At 42.4% G+C, this 19,612-nt stretch carries 16 protein-coding genes; 4 read left to right on the forward strand and 12 right to left on the reverse strand.

Going from position 1 to position 19,612, the window contains the following annotated elements; genetic code table 11:
* Positions 1-15: 15 nt before the first annotated feature.
* Genes ABUE30_RS02235 through dgcN form a run of 3 tightly spaced genes read right to left on the reverse strand, consistent with a single transcriptional unit; the run spans position 16 to position 2,909 of the window.
* Positions 16-879 (reverse strand): D-amino-acid transaminase, encoded by an 864-nt coding sequence (locus ABUE30_RS02235; protein ID WP_408622044.1) that lies wholly within the window; start codon positions 877-879, stop codon positions 16-18.
* Positions 880-916: 37 nt separating this feature from the next.
* Positions 917-1,894, reverse strand: a complete 978-nt coding sequence (dgcA, locus tag ABUE30_RS02240; RefSeq protein ID WP_408622045.1) for an N-acetyl-D-Glu racemase DgcA — start codon at positions 1,892-1,894, stop codon at positions 917-919.
* A 10-nt stretch (positions 1,895-1,904) separates the two neighbouring features.
* Positions 1,905-2,909, reverse strand: a complete 1,005-nt coding sequence (gene dgcN / locus ABUE30_RS02245) for an N-acetyltransferase DgcN (protein WP_408622046.1) — start codon at positions 2,907-2,909, stop codon at positions 1,905-1,907.
* 741 nt (positions 2,910-3,650) lie between these two features.
* On the opposite strand from dgcN, the gene alr reads away from it, so the two are divergent.
* Positions 3,651-4,739, forward strand: coding sequence for an alanine racemase (gene alr / locus ABUE30_RS02250; protein WP_408622047.1), 1,089 nt, complete (start codon positions 3,651-3,653; stop codon positions 4,737-4,739).
* On the opposite strand, the gene greB is transcribed toward alr, so the two are convergent.
* From greB to kdgK, 3 genes are all read right to left on the reverse strand, one after another.
* Positions 4,723-5,229 (reverse strand): transcription elongation factor GreB, encoded by a 507-nt coding sequence (greB, locus tag ABUE30_RS02255; protein ID WP_408622048.1) that lies wholly within the window; start codon positions 5,227-5,229, stop codon positions 4,723-4,725. The genes alr and greB overlap by 17 nt on opposite strands.
* Before the next feature lie 418 nt (positions 5,230-5,647).
* On the reverse strand, positions 5,648-6,055 hold the full coding sequence (locus ABUE30_RS02260; protein WP_408622049.1) for a gamma-glutamylcyclotransferase: 408 nt from the start codon (positions 6,053-6,055) through the stop codon (positions 5,648-5,650).
* A 231-nt stretch (positions 6,056-6,286) separates the two neighbouring features.
* Positions 6,287-7,225, reverse strand: a complete 939-nt coding sequence (gene kdgK / locus ABUE30_RS02265) for a 2-dehydro-3-deoxygluconokinase (protein ID WP_408622050.1) — start codon at positions 7,223-7,225, stop codon at positions 6,287-6,289.
* A 747-nt stretch (positions 7,226-7,972) separates the two neighbouring features.
* Here kdgK and ABUE30_RS02270 point away from each other — a divergent pair.
* Complete coding sequence (locus ABUE30_RS02270) at positions 7,973-8,500, forward strand: YgjV family protein (protein WP_408622051.1); 528 nt, start codon at positions 7,973-7,975, stop codon at positions 8,498-8,500.
* A gap of 204 nt (positions 8,501-8,704) precedes the next feature.
* Positions 8,705-9,046 (forward strand): DUF3634 family protein, encoded by a 342-nt coding sequence (locus ABUE30_RS02275; RefSeq protein WP_408622052.1) that lies wholly within the window; start codon positions 8,705-8,707, stop codon positions 9,044-9,046.
* Positions 9,047-9,154: 108 nt separating this feature from the next.
* On the opposite strand, the gene ABUE30_RS02280 is transcribed toward ABUE30_RS02275, so the two are convergent.
* Entirely contained in the window at positions 9,155-11,227 is a 2,073-nt protein-coding gene (locus ABUE30_RS02280) for a methyl-accepting chemotaxis protein (RefSeq protein WP_408622053.1), read from the reverse strand.
* A 282-nt stretch (positions 11,228-11,509) separates the two neighbouring features.
* Between ABUE30_RS02280 and ABUE30_RS02285 the strand changes: the two genes are divergently transcribed.
* Positions 11,510-12,424, forward strand: a complete 915-nt coding sequence (locus ABUE30_RS02285; RefSeq protein WP_408622054.1) for an HAD-IIA family hydrolase — start codon at positions 11,510-11,512, stop codon at positions 12,422-12,424.
* 85 nt (positions 12,425-12,509) lie between these two features.
* On the opposite strand, the gene asnB is transcribed toward ABUE30_RS02285, so the two are convergent.
* The 5 genes from asnB to purB form a co-directional block, all read right to left on the reverse strand.
* Positions 12,510-14,174 carry an asparagine synthase B gene (gene asnB, locus ABUE30_RS02290; protein WP_408622055.1) on the reverse strand — a complete coding sequence of 555 codons (1,665 nt, stop codon included), beginning with the start codon at positions 14,172-14,174 and terminating at the stop codon, positions 12,510-12,512.
* 182 nt (positions 14,175-14,356) lie between these two features.
* Positions 14,357-15,955: a cation:proton antiporter domain-containing protein gene (locus ABUE30_RS02295; protein ID WP_408622056.1), complete on the reverse strand. Its 1,599-nt coding sequence runs from the start codon at positions 15,953-15,955 to the stop codon at positions 14,357-14,359.
* A 311-nt stretch (positions 15,956-16,266) separates the two neighbouring features.
* The gene (locus tag ABUE30_RS02300; protein ID WP_408622057.1) at positions 16,267-16,944 is read right to left on the reverse strand and encodes a DUF2982 domain-containing protein; all 678 of its coding nucleotides are present in this window, start codon (positions 16,942-16,944) and stop codon (positions 16,267-16,269) included.
* A gap of 102 nt (positions 16,945-17,046) precedes the next feature.
* Positions 17,047-18,177 carry a ribosomal protein uL16 3-hydroxylase gene (locus tag ABUE30_RS02305; RefSeq protein WP_408622058.1) on the reverse strand — a complete coding sequence of 377 codons (1,131 nt, stop codon included), beginning with the start codon at positions 18,175-18,177 and terminating at the stop codon, positions 17,047-17,049.
* Between the two features lie 49 nt (positions 18,178-18,226).
* The gene (gene purB / locus ABUE30_RS02310) at positions 18,227-19,594 is read right to left on the reverse strand and encodes an adenylosuccinate lyase (RefSeq protein ID WP_408622059.1); all 1,368 of its coding nucleotides are present in this window, start codon (positions 19,592-19,594) and stop codon (positions 18,227-18,229) included.
* Positions 19,595-19,612: the final 18 nt, after the last annotated feature.

The following is a 19,612-nucleotide window of genomic DNA, read 5'->3' on the forward strand; positions in this document are numbered from 1 at the left end:
AAATACAACGTATTGCTATGATGCGGATTGGCGCTTAACTAAGTCAATATAAATATCACGCAACTGTTTAGCGATCGGTCCTGGTTTTCCATCGCCGATCGGTTGATCGTTAATTTCAACAACTGGATAGACAAATGTCGTTGCCGAACTGATGAACGCTTCTTTAGCATGCATCGCTTCTTCAGGGGTAAATAACCTTTCTTCAATCTTGATGGCATGTTTGGCACCAAGATCTAATAGTGCTTGTCGGGTAATGCCATGGAGAATGTCACGGCTTAATGGACGAGTCACCACGGTATTGTGTTCAGTGACTATATAGGCATTATTGGAGCTTCCTTCCGTAATATACCCTCCCTCAGTTAACCACGCATCATCATATCCCTGACTTAATGCAAACTGCTTGGCCATACAGGGTGCTAATAGCTGTACAGTCTTGATATCACGTCGATGCCAGCGAATGTCTTCAATGGTGACAACTTTCATTCCCTTCTTCGCTTTAGGGCTATCAAGCAATGATCGCGCTTGAGTGAATAGGACCAAAGTTGGCTGAATATTTTGTGGGTAAGCAAAATCACGATCACCCGCAGTGCCTCGCGATAGCTGTAAATAGATCCCCCCCTCGTCAAGTTGGTTAAGGCGAATCAATTCCTGTTGAATGTGGGTAAGTTCTTCGATAGTGACTGGTAACGTCAGCTCCAGCTCATTACAGGAACGAGCTAAGCGATTCATATGACCTTCGTTTTCAATCAGATGTCCATTGACCACCGCAGTGACTTCATACACGGCATCAGCAAAAAGAAAACCACGGTCAAAAATGGAAACTTTGGCATCGTGCTCATTAATATAGTCACCGTTGACATAGACAATACGGTTTAACATAGATATATCCTTCAAAAATGTCCCAGATTAAATGCCACTATCCCCATAATTTTGAGGAAGGAACCTGCATCTGACTGGCTTGATCGTATTCAAAACCATGAGGTTGATCTTGGGCTAACAATAGTGGGCCATCGAGATCAACTATTTTTGCATTTTGGGCGACCACAAATGCTGGTGCCATTGCCAATGATGTTCCGACCATACATCCCACCATAATGGCAAATCCTTCGGCTTCGGCGGCTTGTTTAAGCGCCAACGCTTCAGTCAGACCACCCGTTTTATCTATTTTAATGTTGATCATCTCATAGCAGCCTTTCAGTTTGACTAAATCCTGACGATCATGGCATGACTCATCGGCGCAAAGTGCAATGGGGTGGGGGAGATCTTGGAGCAGAGCATCATCACCCGCTGGAAAGGGTTGCTCTATCATCGCAACATTGAGGTTGACCAATTCAGGAACAAGCTGCTGGTAAAGTACGCTATTCCATCCCTCATTTGCATCGATGATAATTTGCGCATTAGGAACGGCCTGTCGTACAGCCTTAACGCGTTCTAAATCACCATCCCCTGCCAGTTTTAACTTAAATAAAGGTCGATGATGATGCGCCTGTGCTTTTTGTTGCATTTGCTCTGGGGTATCCAGCGATAAGGTATAAGCGGTTGTCAAAGCATGCGGCGTAATGCTAAGTCGCTGCCAAATCGTTTGATGAGCTTGTTTACATTCAAGATCCCACAGTGCGCAATCAACCGCATTACGAGCAGCCCCCGCGGGAAGCAATTGCGCTAGTTGTCCACGCGATAGCCCTCTGACTATCTGCGGACGAAGTCCTTCGATGGTCGCTGAGACGCTGGCTAGCGTTTCGTTATAACGGGCATAGGGAACACATTCTCCTCGACCAATTGACGAACCATCACTTAATTCAACTTGGATAACTTGTGCTTGGGTGCGACTGCCTCGAGAAATTCTGAATATCCCGTCAATCGGCCAGTTATGTTGAGTAATATGTAGTTGCATAAGTTAGCCTCTATAAAGCTAGCATTTGGTCAACAATACGTTCGACGCCTTGGCGAAATGGGTCGACGACAGGCAAATTATGTTCTTTTTCAAGAGTTGCCATTAATGTATAGGCATCACTTTCTGCAAGTTGTGACGTATTGATAGAGATCCCCACAAATTTGGCTGCGGGATTGGTTAAATGAGCCATGGTTAGGTTCAACGCCATACATGTTTTTAAATCAGGTAATGCAAACTCAGGCGTACCGCGCATGTGGGTACGAGTAGGTTCATGACAAAGCACTAATGCATCCGCTTGGGCGCCATGAATCAAGCCTGTGGTCACACCCGCAAACGATGGATGAAAAAGAGATCCTTGCCCTTCTATAACATCCCAATGATCAGCGTCATTAGCAGGGGCTAGTTCTTCCACTGCGCCAGAGATAAAATCAGAAACGACAGAATCAACAGATACACCCGCTCCACTCACTAATATTCCTGTTTGGCCGGTTGCGCGAAATGTCGCTTTTAGGCCTCGCTGATGGAGTACCTCAGTAATTGCGAGTGCCGTATACATTTTACCGACCGAGCAATCGGTACCGACTGGCAATACGCGCTTGCCTTTTCGCCGTTTGCCTGAAGCAACACTGAATGTTTGTGTAGGAAATCGCACATCAAACATCTGACGGCCTAATGATTTTGCTAAATCAACCAACTCATCGATAGCGTTCAGTCGGTTATGTAAACCTGCAGCAAGATCGAGCCCAGCATGCAGGGCTTGTTTGAGAACATCGATCCAAGCTGGAGAAATAATGCCACCGCGATTGGCTACGCCAATTACCAATGTTTTGGCGCCAGCTGCTTTAGCCGCGGCGATATCTAAATCAGGAAGTTGACAGTCAGCTTGGCAAGTATCCATACGATATTGCCCAACGCAATATTCGGGGTGCCATTGTTTAATCCCCATCGCAACTTTAGCTGCCAATGCATCCGGGGCGTCGCCTAAAAACAGCAAATAGGGGGTTTGAATTTCCATACTAAGTTCCTCAATTAAAACGGTGTTATTTTGCAAGAAAACATTTCTGTTAATGAACGATATCGGTTACTTCGTTGTGTAATTATTTTTATTAAACAATGCATTGACAGTATCTTGTTTCACCATTACTACGATCATCCATTGTTCTACTCAACCCGAATACCGTTAAATCCTAAGCAAGTAGCATGACAACTTTACGCTGAAGATATTGGCGGAGTTAAATTGATATATACAACTTATCGATGATAATGCTAAACAGTTATTGAAGCAGCGGAACAACACTAAAAAAATAGTTAAATATTCTTAAAAATATAAAATAATCAGATTAATAATCTAAATTAATTTTATGAATTTATAGTCAGTATTTAAACATATATATTCTTTGTAACATGACTCTGACAAATTTATAGCACTAATCTAGTGCAATAGTCAGATAAATGGGTTTTATTTTGGTGCAATCTGTTCTTTTTGTGATCAGTTTATTGTTTTTTGAGTAAACATTTCATTTAAATCATATGAAATATACTGATAAGGGATACAATTTTTAAAAAAATAATTGGATAAATAATCTAATTTTAATGAAAATATCAGATTATTTACCTATTGATGTAGAAAGCTGGTTTGATGGTGGAAGATTGGCTTGTGAATTGCGTAATAAATTACCAGCGTATTCTGCTATACAATAACTATTAAATAGCAGAAAATATCTATTCATTGCACATGAGTGTGTACGGAGTTTAAATGATCACAGCTGAGGCCGTTATCGATCTGGCGGCGTTAAAACATAACATTAAGGTGCTCTCGATGCACCAGCCTCATAGTAAGATGATTGCAGTCGTGAAAGGGAATGCGTATGGACATGGCGGTAGTCATGTTGCTCACGCATTAAGCTCATTTGTGGATAGCTTTGCTGTAGCGCGTTTTGATGAGGCTTGCCAACTCCGTGAATATGGTATAACACAACCGATCGTGTTGCTGGAAGGGTGTTTTGATCAAACAGAAACTCAAGAAGCAGCTCGATTAGGCTTTCAACCTGTTGTGCAAAATGATCAGCAGATCCATTGGTTGGAACAACTCGATGGGCAGTATCGGATAAATCTGTGGTTAAAAGTAGATACCGGAATGCATCGTTTAGGGTTTCACCTTGAACAAGTTCGCAGTCGGCATCAACACCTCTGTAAGCTTCCAGTTATGGATCAATATGTGGGGTTTGTGAGCCATCTTAGCTGTGCTGATGAAAGTGGTAATATACAAACTGACCGCCAGTTACAACGTTTTAACCATGTCACGGAAGGGCTAGTTGGCCCCCGTTCGCTGGCTAACTCCGCGGCGTTACTGACTCGTCCTGATATTTGTTTTGACAAAGCGCGACCAGGAATTGCTTTATATGGTGTAACGCCGTTTGCGGGGCATTGTGGTGAGGAGAATGGGCTTAAAGCTGTTATGACACTGCGCTCAAAATTAATTGCGATTCGCACTCATCAGTGCGGAGAACCCGTCGGTTACAGCGGACTTTGGCATGCTTCTCGTGAGACGATGATAGGGGTTGTTGCAATGGGTTATGGTGATGGTTATCCGCGAACAATGCCTACGGGGACACCCATTCAAGTGAATGGTCGCATTGTTCCTTTGGTTGGCCGCGTTTCGATGGATATGTTAACTGTTGATTTAGGTCCTGATGCATCTGATCATATCGGTGATGAAGTGATTTTGTGGGGGCCGACTAACCCTGTTGAGCCGATTGCTGAACGGGTGGGTACAATTGGATATGAATTACTCATTCAGTTAACAAACCGCGTGAAGCGTAGCTATATTAATGGTTGTTCTTAATCGATGTTTCAGCATCAACCTGACTGTAACGAATGAGATTAATAAACCAGAGCTTTATGCCATCAGGGGTGCTCACTTCGACTTCATCATCCACCTGCTTTTTCAGTAGTGCTTTGGCCATTGGAGAATCAATTGAAATATAGTCTTTTCGCTCATAAATTTCATCGGAACCGACAATGCGAAAGCGTTTGATATCTCCTTGTTCATTTTCAATTTCAACCCAAGCACCAAAAAAAACGTGACCATCTTGTTGGGGGGAATAATCCACGATAGTGAGATCAAAAAGTCGCTTACGTAAATACCGTATGCGTCGATCGATTTGTCTCAGTAAGCGTTTGTTTTGTGTGTAGTCGGCGTTTTCGGAGCGATCTCCAAGGCTAGCTGCCCAACTCACAATTTTGGTGATTTCAGGACGTTTTTTCTGCCATAAGTAATCATGTTCTTCTTTGAGTTGATTATATCCGCCGCGGGTAATGAGTTTGGCATTCATATGTATCACTTAACCTTGTTAACCATAGCTTGGTTATGCTTTGTGGCTGAGCATAACCATAACATTATGCTCATATTCGAAACAATCTATCGATGACTATATGTAAGAATGGACGGCAGTCAAGGACCATAAGGATACAGTAAGGTTATATCGCCAACATCTTGAAGGGCGCTGATTACACAAAAATAGTCAACTTCTCGGTGGATAAATCCATTCAAGCTATTGAAGTGAATCGGTAATGAGAATACGGAAAATCGAGCAGTTCCATAAAAATTAGTAAGAGCAGAGAACTCTTGTGTGGCCGCCGGCTAAAATTAAAAACATTGGTTTTAATGAACTAAATACACAATCTTAAAAAATAGGAATAAAGGGTCACTTCATTCCTAATCTCTGTTTTATTATGCCGCAGTGTCAACCGCTATGCGGGTTCACCAATCACCTTATTAGTAGAGACAGTTGTCTTTATTGGATGCTGATATACTCCCGCGAGAGCGGCATATCCTTCACTCATGACATACAGCCAAGTATTGCCAAATTTAGGAATATTGCACTGGATCCGGTCATATACTGTTGGATAACGCAGCAAAGAGTCGAATTGCTGTAGTTCTTCACCTGTTATGGTATAAACATCAATAGGTAACGGCTCTTGGCCATCCTTTATAGCAACAGGTATATCGCCATATTGGTACAGTTTAAACTGCGCAGGTGTATGGAAGCTACCTTGAAAATTAGTCTGGTTAAGCGGTGGATAGGTATAACCAGAAGCAGATTTTAAGGGACCGTAAATAGCAACGTTCACATAACGTTTTACTGGCGTCACTTGCATAATCAACTACCTTCTTTGATGTATTATATGTTTGAATATATTCACTAAGGGCCGTGATAGCCCGCTATTATCTATAATTATCGTAGAGGTTTGAATCGCTTATATTTGAACGACCCGCGAATTATGATCTACAAACTGTACGATAAAAATTTAGTTTAAATGTTCGATTGAATCGCAATTCGAGCATTGATAGCACAGAATGACGATTCAATCACAGTCAGGCCGATCTATTTATTCAAACGTAGGCATACATTGAATATCAATGATTGCCCCTTTGTACTGAATCACTGTTCCGGCTAAACGATGTCCCCACATTGCTGCTGTTGTTGGATCTTTACCTAATACAGTGGCGGCCATAAAACCTGCTCCAAATGAATCACCAGCAGCGGTTGTATCGACAATCCGTTCTTTTTCGATAAACGTCGCAGGTACAATATACTGCTCATCTTCTACATAAATATGACAAGGCTCTGCACCCATTTTCATGACCACGGTTTGCACGCCGAAAGCACGGGTACGGACCAGACATTCATCCATAGTATGCTCGCCGTACAGCGCCAGTTCATCATCAAAAGTCAGCAAAGCTAGATCGGTCAATTGCAACATCTGTTGGTAAAGCTGCTGGGCTTGAGTTGGACTTTGCCACAGGGCAGGGCGATAGTTATTATCAAAGACGATGGTTTTTCCTGCAGCCTTTGCTTTGGTGAGTGCTTCAAACAAGTGCGTTCGGCTTGTTGGCGTTAAAATTGCGAGAGATATTCCACTAAGATAAATGAGATCAAACTGGGCGAGTGCATCAATAATTTTAGAAGAATTTGCTTGTTCTAAACAAAATTTAGCAGCAGCATCGTTGCGCCAATAACGAAAATGGCGTTCACCATTATTGTCAGTTTCAATTAAATAAAGCCCTGGCAATTTGTTGGGTAGACGCTGTACAAACTGTGTATCGATCCCCTCATTTTGCCAGCTATCGATCATCTCTTGACTGAGATTATCTTCGCCAAGACCCGTGATATAGCTAATAGCCACATCTGCGTGTCGTGTTAGCCTAGATAAGTAAACAGCTGTATTTAATGTATCACCACCGAATTTCCTGCTCAATAAACCAGATGGCTGCTGTTGCAGTTCGACCATGCACTCGCCGAGTATGGCTATCTGCAATTGACTCATGATCACTCCTAATAATGCTAAGCTGGGTAAAGTGGCTGAATAAAGAGCCGATTAATTGCAATACCATATCGCATACTAATCATCAATATATTGATTCAGCGCTATTTCTCATCAATTCTGAATGAGGATTTGAAAAAATAGAAACATTATTTTAATTATATCCTTAGCGCTGATATGATCCTAGTTTTTCTTTAGTGTGTCAATATGGGGGTTGTAAGCCCAAAATCGCGAAATTTCCCAGTTCCGCATCTACGCTGAAAAAACGCACTTCTTAGGGTAGCCCCAACACTCTTATTGCCAGCCTCTATTTGAATAAAGGGTTGTGCGCCCACCGAGCGCCATGGGAGTCGGCAGCACAATGAAAGTTAGGCATGATAGATAGCCCCTCCAGCACGGCGACAACATACTGCTAAACGAAATCGAATCTTCTGAGCCATACAAATCTGCACTGAAGCAGCAGAGGAAACATAAAAGATTTGAGAATAGCTTGAAAGGCTGGTGTGTAGCCAGGTAAATGGCGCTAGATTTATTGCGAAGAATCTCGTCAGCGGCATGGTAGCATCTGCATTTTCTGAGACACTACACATTCCGCGACAAACGTCACCTGATTGACTTAAAGGCCATCTTGGCGAGGATTGATTGGGAATAACGCGTTAAATTGAGACCTGCGGGAAATTTTGCGGGTTTGGGCTTACAATCCCATACAGCAGTGGTCTCATAAACCTTAACCTTTGAGAGGAGTTGTGTGTGCTTGAGCATTTTCTTGGTCATTTTTGGGGGCAACTATTTGGATTTATTAGTTTTTCTTTAGGTATCGCGAGTTTTTGGCAAACAGATGACCGACGACTCAAATTAATTATGGTGCTTCTCAATATATGTAACACCATCCACTATGCATTTTTTGCCGCATTCACATCAATGGTAAGTTCGCTATTGTCTACTTTTCGAACGGCGTTGTCGATGCGTACGCGCTCTGGTTGGGTGGCGTTTTTGTTTATCGTGAGCAATTTAACGCTAGGCTTGTATATTGCTCAATCTTGGTCAGATTTATGGCCAGTTTTTGGAATGTGTATCGGTACTTATGCGTTATTTCGTTTAAAAGGTTTAACCATGCGTTTTGTCTTTTTGATTGGCTCTGGTTGTTGGTTAATAAACAATATTATAGTTGGCTCAATTGGCGGAACAATGTTAGAAATCATGATGTTGTTAATCAATTTGAGTACGATGTTTCGAATCTTCAAAGCACGACAAGCAACAGTTCACGACTCGCAATAAATGGCGGTTTTGTGTATTAGATGATGCTGAATCGGATTAATAAAAAAGTTGTTGTGATTTCAAAGATTCAAGCTCGCTAAATCAATAGGTTAAAACTTAATAATCAAACTGATTGGAAAATTCTATCTATCAAACTGCTGATTATGATTATAATCAGTTTTGATGAGATCTCTCATCGGTCAACATCCAGTGAAGGAGGTCGTGATGATTGGTTTATACCTCATGTTGTTAGGTGGCGCGTTGTTAATCGGCTACTGGCGTTCACTTGGACGCTATACATTCGTTTTATTGATAGAAACAGATAAAGTTAGGATACTTAAGGGCCATGTTCCAGAATCTTTTTTAACCTTGTGTCAAACGGTGTCTCGACTCACACCGGTAAAGCATCGCATTATTATTCGAGGTGACCGCCATGATGGTCAGTTACGATTGACATTTTCACGTGAAGTCGATGAGTGTATGCGACAACAACTGCGACATCAATTTCCTTACTCCGCATATGGGATTGCTCAACTTGACTGGCGCATACCAAGACGGCATGAATAAGATATTTCCGGAGAGAAGAATAATAGGTGACATAGATTAATAATTTAGGATTATCAGATGGCTGTAAAAATACCAGCCATCAGCCGAAAGACTGATGGCTGGATTTGTTTAGACGGTAAAGCGATTGACCAACTGGTGTTGTCTGCCCGCTATTTCTGCCATTGTTTGTCCTACTTGATGGGTTTGTTCAGTCCCTTGCGTTACTGCTTGGCTAATTTCTCGGATGCCGTTCACATTTTTACTAATCTCATTGGCTACCGCACTTTGTTGTTCAGCCGCACTAGCAATTTGCTCAGCCATTTGCAAAATTTGCGTATTTGCCGCCGCAATATCGATGAGGGTGTCGTTGGTGCGAGAGACTTGCTCGCTGGTTTGGCGGGCAGCTAAATTCGCACCTTCAATCGTTTCGACCACAGCGTGTGTTTCATTTTGCAACGTTTCAATCACCTGTTGAATTTCACCAACTGATGATTGCGTCCGGCCAGCTAGAGAACGGACTTCGTCAGCGACAACCGCAAACCCTCGACCTTGCTCACCAGCTCGCGCCGCTTCAATGGCGGCATTCAAGGCCAATAAGTTAGTTTGTTCTGCAATATTCTCGATCACAGATAAAATTTCGTTGATATTTTCACTTGTGGTCGCTAACTGTCCCATCCGTTCTTGTGAGGTCGAGAGCTGTTGATGAAGTCTATTCATCGCTTCTTGGGTGTCATCGGCGGCCTGTTGGCCTTTCTGTACTGATTGTTGTGCGTTGGCAACCGTCATGTTGGTTTGCTGCGTGTTATCAGCCACCTCTCGTGAGTTCATGGCCATCTCTTCAACGGCTGTTGCCACTTGGTCTACCTGTGCAAACTGCTGTTTCACGCTAGCGGCGGTTTTAGAGAGTAGCTGACTACTTTGGGTTGTTTGATCTTTCATTTCATCGACAGATTGGACTACATCCTTGATCAGTTGTCTTAATGAGCCAACAAACCGATTAAATGCATGGCTCAGCGCGCCAATCTCATCTTTACTAGTAACTGGGATTTGGTAGGTTAAGTCAGCATCTCCAGTCGCAATTTTTTCTAATTCGTTACGTAATACATGCAAAGGTTTAACTAATGGGCCAGAGAACCCCCATGTTAATGCTAGCATGACTAATGCAATCAATAGCCCGATCATGAATTGCTGTTGAAGTGCATTATTTGTACTAGATTCAAGTTTGCTTTGCATCATCTTACGTGCCTGAAGCACTTGTGATTGAGGGAGTTCAACAAGTATCCCCCAATGCAAATTTAATGAGGGTAGGGTGAGTGGGTAAAAACTAATAAACTGATTCGTTTCGTGATCCCAATGATTGACGATTTTCCCTGCTTTGATAAGTTCAGCCATATTCATCGTTGGCTGATAGTCGCTTGAGTCACGGCTAATTATATCTCCATCAGTGTTACTCAGCAATACATGTCCGGCACCTTTATATAAGGCACTATCCATGTCATTAATTAATTTATTAATTAATGACATATTCAATCGAAGAGCAGTAACACCGACTATCTTATCTTTATCTTTTAACGGTAACGATAACCAAAAACCCGCAGGAGTTTTTCCATCTTCAGCTAATTGACGACTGAAACAAGCTTGACCTGTAGTCATACCACATAAAATGGGGGCACTGACCGCTTTATCGTTGAGCTCATCAACTGTTAACGGTTTATGTACTAATTTACCATCTTGCTTGAGCCAGCGGGATGAAAACTGGCCATTACCGTTACTCCCCAAATAAGTTGAGCCTAAGTAACTGATGTCGTCTTCTCCCAAGCCACCTGGTTTAAAGACAGTTGTGATCGATGATGCATCAGAATCACTTTGCAATTGCGCCCTAAGCATTGCAACTATAGATGAGCGCAAGTTTGACCCTGGGAGATAATTCTTTAATGTATTTTCTTTTGCCGAAATAATCTGGGTTGATAATAAACCTAATTGATTTTTGCGACTGTCTAGAGCATTTTTGATTTGGCGTATGCGACCTAGCAGCTCCGTGTCGACCAGCTTTTGTGCATCACTCTTTAAAATACCACCTACTTGAGAGGTAATCAGATTGCGGGTATGGTGTGATGAATAAGTTGTTGACGCCATTAACAACAAAATAGTTAACAGCAATGTAGCGCCAGTAAATATCGTCAATTTCCAGCGAAAAGACATAACATATTCCTTTATTTCATCCGATGACGAATTAGACTATATGAATTAACTCATTTCATCAATTATTACTAACCTTTTTAAGTCTTAATAACTGTTGTGTTATTTATTGACAATATATTGTTTTGAAAAATTTAGTTACTTAAGACGATAACACTGGGTGTGGTTGAGTTTAATACAGGATCGTATGGGATCGCATCACGTGACTAAAACGACTCGAGAGGTTGGCTCTGTCATAATCGAACGGTATTATGTTTAACTTTATTTCGCTGAAAATAATAGACTATGATAGATAATCCAAAAGAGGCATTTGATGCCTATCTCATGATGCCGGAGCGTATGCCTTCTTATCCGCACCAATCTCACGAGTGTCGACATATTGAGCAGATTTGTGAGTTGGTCGAATCAATCGATCTGTTTCTATTTGATGGCTATGGTGTACTTAATGTTGGCACGAGCGCAATTCCCGGTGCCGTTGAGCAAATCTCTCGGTTGCAGCACCTCAACAAAGCCATCTATGTATTGACTAATGCCGCGACTCAAGATATGCCAGCATTGCAAAACAAATATGAACAGCTTGGGTTTAACTTTAAACTATCTCAAATAGTCAATAGCCGAGAAGTCATGCTTCGTGATTTCTATGCACAGGTGACACCGGCTGATCTTACAATTGGGGTGATGGTTCCTGAGCCATTTCGACCAGTGACATCATCGTTTCATGAAGTGTACCCAAATGATCCTAAATTTTGGCAAGCTGATCTATTTCTATTTCTGAGTGGTCAAGGATGGAATGAATCACTCCAAACGCGTTGGATTGAAGAATTAGAGCGCCGCCCCCGACCCATTTGGCTTGGTAACGCAGATTTAATCGCGCCTCTGGAGCAGGGGGTTTCTCACGAGCCCGGCAGCTACACACTAACCTTGCCATCGTCTTTATTTTCTTGGGTGCATTGCTATGGAAAACCATATGCCCCTATTTTTGAGTATGCATTGGCTAAGGCTTTCGATGAACACGGACCTATTGCGCGAAACAGAATATTGATGGTTGGAGATACGCTGCATACCGATATTCTTGGCGGGGCAAGTATGGGGATCAAAACAGCATTAGTGACAGGATCTGGATTTTTACGAGGCCTAGATGCCGATGCTTATATCAAAGCTGCTGGCATTGTTCCTGACTATCAGCTTAAAGCAATTTAATCACAAACTGTTGTAACGCAATCAATAAAGTGAAGCCCACGTTGAAGTGGGCTTTACTGGTTTATCGGCAAATAAAATGACCGAACTAATATGCTTCATTATGAATGTTGGCTACCGCGCGACCTGATGGGTCAGCATTTTTAGTGAAGCTTTCATCCCATGCTAAAGCTTCAGGTGTTGAACAAGCCACGGATTTACCCCAAGGCACGCACTCTGCTGCGCTATCCAATGGAAAGTGTTCTTCAAAAATGTTCCGGTAAAAGTAGGCTTCTTTGGTATCTGGTGTGTTGATAGGAAAGCGAAACTCTGCGGTTTCCATCATTTGATCGCTCACCTGTTCTGCAACATATACCTTCAGGCTATCAATCCATGAGTAACCAACACCATCGGAAAACTGTTCTTTTTGTCGCCACACCACACTTTCTGGGAGATAGTCTTGGAAGGCTTCGCGAACAATATGTTTCTCAATTTTGCCATGGCCACACATTTTAGCAGCAGGGTTAAGACGCATGGCCACATCCATAAATTCTTTATCTAAGAATGGAACACGCCCTTCCAACCCCCATGCTGCAAGCGACTTATTCGCTCTTAAGCAGTCAAACAAATGGAGTTTTTCCAATTTACGCACAGTTTCTTCATGAAACTCTTTGGCATTTGGCGCTTTATGAAAATACAAGTAGCCGCCAAACAGTTCATCAGAGCCTTCACCGGAGAGAACCATTTTAATGCCCATGGCTTTAATTTTACGTGCCATCAAGTACATAGGAGTTGATGCTCGCACTGTCGTGACATCATAGGTTTCCAAATGGTAAATAACATCGCGTAGTGCGTCTAAACCATCTTGTACAGTAAAATGAATTTCATGATGGATAGTCCCTAAGTGATCAGCTACTTTTTTAGCTGCGATCAGATCAGGAGAACCGTCTAACCCCACAGCAAAAGAATGTAACTGAGGCCACCATGCCGCACTATTATCATTATCTTCTACACGTTTATCAGCAAAACGTTTCGTGATAGCCGAGATGACTGAAGAATCTAGGCCACCAGAGAGGAGTACGCCATAAGGAACATCACTCATTAATTGGCGCTTCACAGCGGCTTCAAGTGCATCGCGTAACTCTTGAACGGAAGCTGGATTATCTTTGACATTGTCATATTCTTCCCAATCACGTTGATAATAGCGAGTGAGTTTACCTTCTTTACTATCAAAATAATGCCCAGGAGGAAATTCGCGAACCGTTTTACACACGGGGGTAAGTGCTTTCATTTCGGAAGCGACATAAAAATTACCGTTTTCATCATAACCGGTATATAACGGAATAATCCCCATATGGTCACGACCGATAAGATATCGATCTTCTTGTTCATCATATAAAATGAAGGCAAAAATGCCATTGAGATCATCTAAAAATGCATGACCTTTCTCTTTATACAAAGCTAAGATGATTTCACAGTCTGATTCGGTTAAAAAGTTGTAATTACAATTGAGATTGGCTCGTAGTTGTCTGTGATTGTAAATTTCGCCATTGACCGCTAAAACATTTGTTTTTTCTTCATTATAGAGCGGTTGAGCGCCGTTATTTACATCAACGATGGCTAATCGTTCATGCGCTAAAATAGCTTTATCAGAGGTATAAATCCCTGACCAATCAGGACCACGGTGACGCAACCGTTTTGACATTTCCAGGGCGACTTTTCGAAGCTCTGAGACATCTGTCTTAATGTCAAGTACGCCAAAAATAGAACACATATATTTCCCTTCGTTTTATTTATCTCAATTAAACAACTACCCCAAATTGGAGTAACCGATCATTCCAATTTGCCAATCTCAGAAAAGATTGCAAGTAGTTCATGACATTTTTATTTAATATTTTGTTTTTAGCGAAAAAATCGGCAGTTTTAACTCTATTTCGTGACTTAAAAAGAGAATAATCAAATATGTGATGGCGTTATATCAAGAGTATCGTAAATGTGCTGGGCAAAACCTAAACCAGCTTCCTCATAGAGGTTAACCACTTGATCGACACCGAGTTCTCGTAGAGAGGCTTCATCTTCCTCATAACGACAAATGGCAGCAATCTTCCCAGGGTAATGACGCCGCCGTAGTTGGGTGAGAGCATATTCATTCCCATTATGATGGGGCATTGTTAGTAAGATGAGTTTCACCGTTTTACTTGGCACTAATTTTTCCCAAAAATCTGAGTCAGTGGCATCACCTTGAATGACAACGCGACCTTTATCACCATTCACTTGAACCTTTTCTAAATTGGTATCAATACCGATCACTTTATCGGGATAATACTGGCTCATTAGATCGTAGGCTCCAGAACCTATTCGCCCCATCCCCAAAATAACAATTTCCATATTTCCCAGCTCGATAGGTAAATCGTCCAAATGAAGACGCTTGCGCTGCATACGCTGTAAAATTGGTTGTAAGCGTTGATAGAGTTGGTCAGCCTGTTGTGAGATAGGGGCAATAATAATAAAACTTAAACTTAATGCGATAGCTAAGATAGCCAACCATTCGCCATCTAATAGACTATGTTTAACGGCAATCGCCGTGACGATAAGACCAAATTCACTGTAGTTTGCCAGACTGACTGTCCCCATCAATGCCGTTCTTGCTCGAAGGCGAAAAATCAACATCAGGAAAAAGTAAATGATGGCTTTTAATGGCAATAACAATGTGAGCAATATTGCGGTTAGTAGCGCATCGACGGTGGGGAAGTAATGGATCCCAATCGATAGAAAAAAGGCAACTAAAAAAAGCTCTTTAAAGGCAAATAGATCGCGGCTTAGACTATTGGCTTGAGGCGTCCCCGCCAATAACATGCCCACTAATAGTGCGCCTAAATCAGGTTTGATGTGAACACTATCAAACCATTGATAACCCATTACAAAAGCTAAAAAGAATCCGATTAATAGCTGAACTTCTCCATGCCCAGTACGGTTAATCAATCTCAGCAACAGAGGTCGTAGCGGAATGAGCAATAGCAGTGACAAAGCCCAAATTGAAGGTGTTTGACCCGAGCTGATACTGAGATAAATAACGGCAAATAAGTCTTGCATGACTAAAATGCCGATGGCTACACGACCATATAAAGACTGTAGTTCACTTTTCTCTTGGAGCATCTTGACGGCAAATACCGTACTAGAGAAACTCAAGGCAAAGGCCAATAGGCTCAATGAGTTGATTGATAGCTGTGATAGATGAGGAATATTCAGCCATTTAAACCCCAGCAATAGAACTAAAAAAAGCAATCCATTCATCACTAAATGCAGTCCGGCTGTTCCGTAAACCTCAGTTTTAAGCAAGGTTCGAATATTCAGTTTAAGACCAACCGAAAAGAGCAATAATGTCACACCTAAATCGGCTAATGTATCAATGAGCGGTGTATCTCGTATCCCAAATAAATGAATTGCAAAACCAGCGGCTAAAAAGCCCAGTAGAGGAGGAAGCTTGAGTAACTGAAACAGTAATCCGGATGCGGCGGCGGTGCTCAGCATAATAATGCTATCCATCGAACTCATTGATATTCCTTGATCACTCGTGGTTCATTGTCATCGAGCACTCAATCAGTTGATGCATCATTGTTCAATTAGTTAGATGAGGTGATGTCATCAGTGGTGCTCTGGGATTGGTTTAAGTCGTATCACATCAATCGGGAACGATGGCAAACCAGTCATGTCTTAAGCATAGCATTGGAAAAGAACTAAGCCTAGGTGCGTTAAGTTCAAGGCGTTGATTCTGTTAAGATGGCGGCATCGACAAATTTGATGGGGCTATTGTGGTTATGATGCTATGTATTGTTACCTCACTGTTCTCTTCGCCGATCTACTCATCATAAATCAGCTCGCATTCCTGCAAGCAGATACTGACGCGCTAAAGACACAAAATGTTCTGGGTGGTTAGACAATGCATCTTGATCAATAAATAAGTCGTAGCCGGTCATGTCTCTTAACTTACTCATCCGATTCGCAAACATAGCTAATAAGCCGTGATAACATCGGCCTTTTGTATCCGTGAAATAATCATCTTCAAGCAGGTGATCGCTTGGGCAAGTCCCACTTGGACAATCTTGACGAAGGGCAACAAGCAAGGCTGCCCGCTGTTCCGTTAAAAGGTGAGCACATAAGCGGGGGGATAATGTATCCAACAGATGGGTATAATCGTTGAGGCGAATTCCAATATAACCGAGATCACGGCGCTCAAAACCTCGACCAACAGACGGAATACCAATGCGCTGAATTTGTTTCCACACAATAGCCCATCCACCATAACGGTGATGAAATTGAAGATGATCATGACAAATCACCAATCCATAACGGGGTTGATGTAACTTACTAAATCCGACTCGCATGCCAATATAGGCGAGAATTATACCAAACGATGCAACAAGGCTTACCATTGCATTGGGAAGATATAAAATAGCAATGCTACTAAGCGCGATCAAGGCGCTCAATCCAATAAAAGTGCGCGCATGGCGGCGGCTTGCTTGAGGGATTTTTATCGTCTCCACAGTCACTCCAAAGCAAACACATATGTGAAGAGTATGGGATCTAGATGCGATCAATGCAAGTAGCGACTGCGCGTAGTCAGTCGCTTCTCAACGATCTTAAGGTTAGTCGACCCAGTACCAAAAACCGCGGTTAATCCAATCGGTTAATTGTTTCGCAAAGTCAGGCTGAGCTAATGCTTTAGTTAATTGGTTAAACTCAAGCTGCATCTGGTTGGCTAACAGCTGATAACCATTGGCATCACCCTCAAATGGATAGGACTCACCGTCAATAAATAATTCATTTAAACCTTGTAGATACAAAACCTTCAATCCGTCAACTCGGCGAAGCTTATCCCCATCTTCTAGTGCGGCGCAAACATCAGCAACGGTATAATGCTCATCGGCTTCTAACGGCGCGATATCAATATCACGGCGTGTGTCTGAGAAAAAACGACCAAAGAAATCACGCATCTGACGATTGTCGTTCAGCAAATTTTGCATCAAGCCAAGTAATTTTTGTTGCTGATGGCGAGTAATTTCTCCCCAAGCATGGCCAGCAACTAATTCTGGATCATTATAACGGTTAAATTGTTGTGACTGATCTAACAAATAGTCAGCGAACGCACTGAATAACTCTTTTTGATCTGGCGCGCGAAATCCAACGGAGTAACTCATTGAGTCATTGAGTGAACGCCCATTGTGTGGGCAACCAGGCGGAATATATAGCAAATCACCCGACTCTAAAACTTCGTCTATGATAGGCTCAAAAGGATCACACTGTTTAAGCCCACCGCCGTTGGAAAACTCGTGCAAGGTTTGGCGCTCACCTACTTGCCAATGACGCTGTCCTTGGCCTTGGATGATGAATACACCATATTGATCGATATGCGGACCAACCCCACCATCTTTGGTGGCATAGCTCACCATGAGATCATCAAAACGCCAGTTAGGGATAAAATTGAACAACTCGGCCAAAGTTGCACAATCAGGATGCCAATGGTTAGTCGCTTGTACCAATAGAGTGCTTTGGGGGCGCTCTAATTCACTAAAATCACTAAACGGGCCAGATTCTGCGAGCCAGACACTATCGCGCACGGTGACTAGGCGTGATTGCAATTCTTCTTCCATGGCTAAACCAGCAAGTTCTTCGACGGTTAAGGGGTCGAAAAAATCGCTGATACTATTGCGGATAAGCAGCGGTTTACGCTGCCAAAAGTCAACCATGAAATGGCTAATATCAAAATTAATTTTCATTCAAAGGTGCTTACATTCGCGAGATAGCGGCACAAGGCCGCTATCTAGATTAGATATCCTGAGCCAGTTTTACCGCGTGCCCAATATAATTGGCTGGTGTGAGCTGTTTCAGATCGTTTTTCACTGATTGTGGCAGTTCAAGGGTATCAATAAAGTCTTGCATAATTTGTTGATTGACGCGTTTACCACGAGTCAACTCTTTTAATTTTTCATAGGGTTTTTCGATACCATAGCGACGCATTACGGTTTGAATCGGCTCAGCCAAAACTTCCCAGTTATGATCTAAATCTGAAAGCAAGTTTGCTTCATTAACTTCCAGTTTACTAATCCCCTTCAGGGTTGCTTGATAGGCAATCACTGAATAGCCTAATGCGACACCCAGATTACGTAATACGGTTGAATCGGTCAGATCACGCTGCCAGCGAGAAACAGGAAGTTTACGTGCTAAATGACCAAAGATGGCATTGGCAACGCCTAAATTCCCTTCTGAGTTTTCAAAATCGATTGGGTTCACTTTATGAGGCATAGTTGATGAGCCAATTTCACCCGCAATCGTTTTTTGTTTGAAGTGTCCTTGGCTAATATAACCCCAAATATCACGGTCAAAATCGAGAACGATAGTATTGAATCGTGCCAGTGCATCATAGAGCTCTGCAATATAGTCATGCGGTTCAATTTGTGTGGTATAGGGGTTCCAATAAAGACCTAAACTCGTGACAAAATCATGGGCGAATTGATGCCAATCAACTTCAGGGTAAGCGCAAACATGGGCATTGTAGTTGCCGACTGCACCATTAATTTTACCCATGACCTGCACGGCTTCAATTTGTTGAAATTGTCGTTTCAACCGCGCTACAACATTGGCCATCTCTTTACCAACGGTTGATGGTGAAGCGGGTTGCCCATGGGTGCGCGACAACATCGGCATACTGGCATAACGCTTAGCTAAATCAGTCAGCGCGTCAATTAACTGCTGGCAGTAGGGGAGTATGACCTGCTCACGGGCCTGCGAAAGCATCAAAGCGTAAGATAAATTATTGATATCTTCAGAGGTACAAGCAAAGTGGATAAATTCACTAATGGCTGCAAGTTCAACAACATCGGCTACTTTCTCTTTGAGAAAGTATTCAACGGCTTTCACATCATGGTTTGTGGTGCGCTCAATCGTTTTAATGCGGCTTGCATCAGCTTCACTAAATGAGCTCACAAGTTCGTTTAAAAATTGATGAGCGGCATCACTTAATGGGGGTACTTCGCTGATCTCACAAAGAGTGCTCAGCTTTTGTAGCCAACGGACTTCAACAGTGACCCGATATTTTATTAAGCCAAACTCGCTACATAATGCGCGCAGTTCTCGGGTTTTATCACCGTAACGACCATCAATGGGGGAAATGGCTGTCAGCGCTGACAGTTCCATGGCGTATCTCCTGGTTTA

The organism is Celerinatantimonas yamalensis, from assembly GCF_046054155.1.
Taxonomy (GTDB): Bacteria; Pseudomonadota; Gammaproteobacteria; order Enterobacterales; family Celerinatantimonadaceae; genus Celerinatantimonas; species Celerinatantimonas yamalensis.

Excerpts from the sequence above, each read along its gene's own strand:
- ABUE30_RS02235 (WP_408622044.1), bottom strand. The coding sequence starts at position 879 with ATGTTAAACCGTATTGTCTATGTCAACGGTGACTATATTAATGAGCAC.
- dgcA (WP_408622045.1), bottom strand. The coding sequence starts at position 1,894 with ATGCAACTACATATTACTCAACATAACTGGCCGATTGACGGGATATTC.
- dgcN (WP_408622046.1), bottom strand. The coding sequence starts at position 2,909 with ATGGAAATTCAAACCCCCTATTTGCTGTTTTTAGGCGACGCCCCGGAT.
- alr (WP_408622047.1), top strand. The coding sequence starts at position 3,651 with ATGATCACAGCTGAGGCCGTTATCGATCTGGCGGCGTTAAAACATAAC.
- greB (WP_408622048.1), bottom strand. The coding sequence starts at position 5,229 with ATGAATGCCAAACTCATTACCCGCGGCGGATATAATCAACTCAAAGAA.
- ABUE30_RS02260 (WP_408622049.1), bottom strand. The coding sequence starts at position 6,055 with ATGCAAGTGACGCCAGTAAAACGTTATGTGAACGTTGCTATTTACGGT.
- kdgK (WP_408622050.1), bottom strand. The coding sequence starts at position 7,225 with ATGAGTCAATTGCAGATAGCCATACTCGGCGAGTGCATGGTCGAACTG.
- ABUE30_RS02275 (WP_408622052.1), top strand. The coding sequence starts at position 8,705 with ATGATTGGTTTATACCTCATGTTGTTAGGTGGCGCGTTGTTAATCGGC.
- ABUE30_RS02280 (WP_408622053.1), bottom strand. The coding sequence starts at position 11,227 with ATGTCTTTTCGCTGGAAATTGACGATATTTACTGGCGCTACATTGCTG.
- ABUE30_RS02285 (WP_408622054.1), top strand. The coding sequence starts at position 11,510 with ATGATAGATAATCCAAAAGAGGCATTTGATGCCTATCTCATGATGCCG.
- asnB (WP_408622055.1), bottom strand. The coding sequence starts at position 14,174 with ATGTGTTCTATTTTTGGCGTACTTGACATTAAGACAGATGTCTCAGAG.
- ABUE30_RS02295 (WP_408622056.1), bottom strand. The coding sequence starts at position 15,955 with ATGAGTTCGATGGATAGCATTATTATGCTGAGCACCGCCGCCGCATCC.
- ABUE30_RS02305 (WP_408622058.1), bottom strand. The coding sequence starts at position 18,177 with ATGAAAATTAATTTTGATATTAGCCATTTCATGGTTGACTTTTGGCAG.
- purB (WP_408622059.1), bottom strand. The coding sequence starts at position 19,594 with ATGGAACTGTCAGCGCTGACAGCCATTTCCCCCATTGATGGTCGTTAC.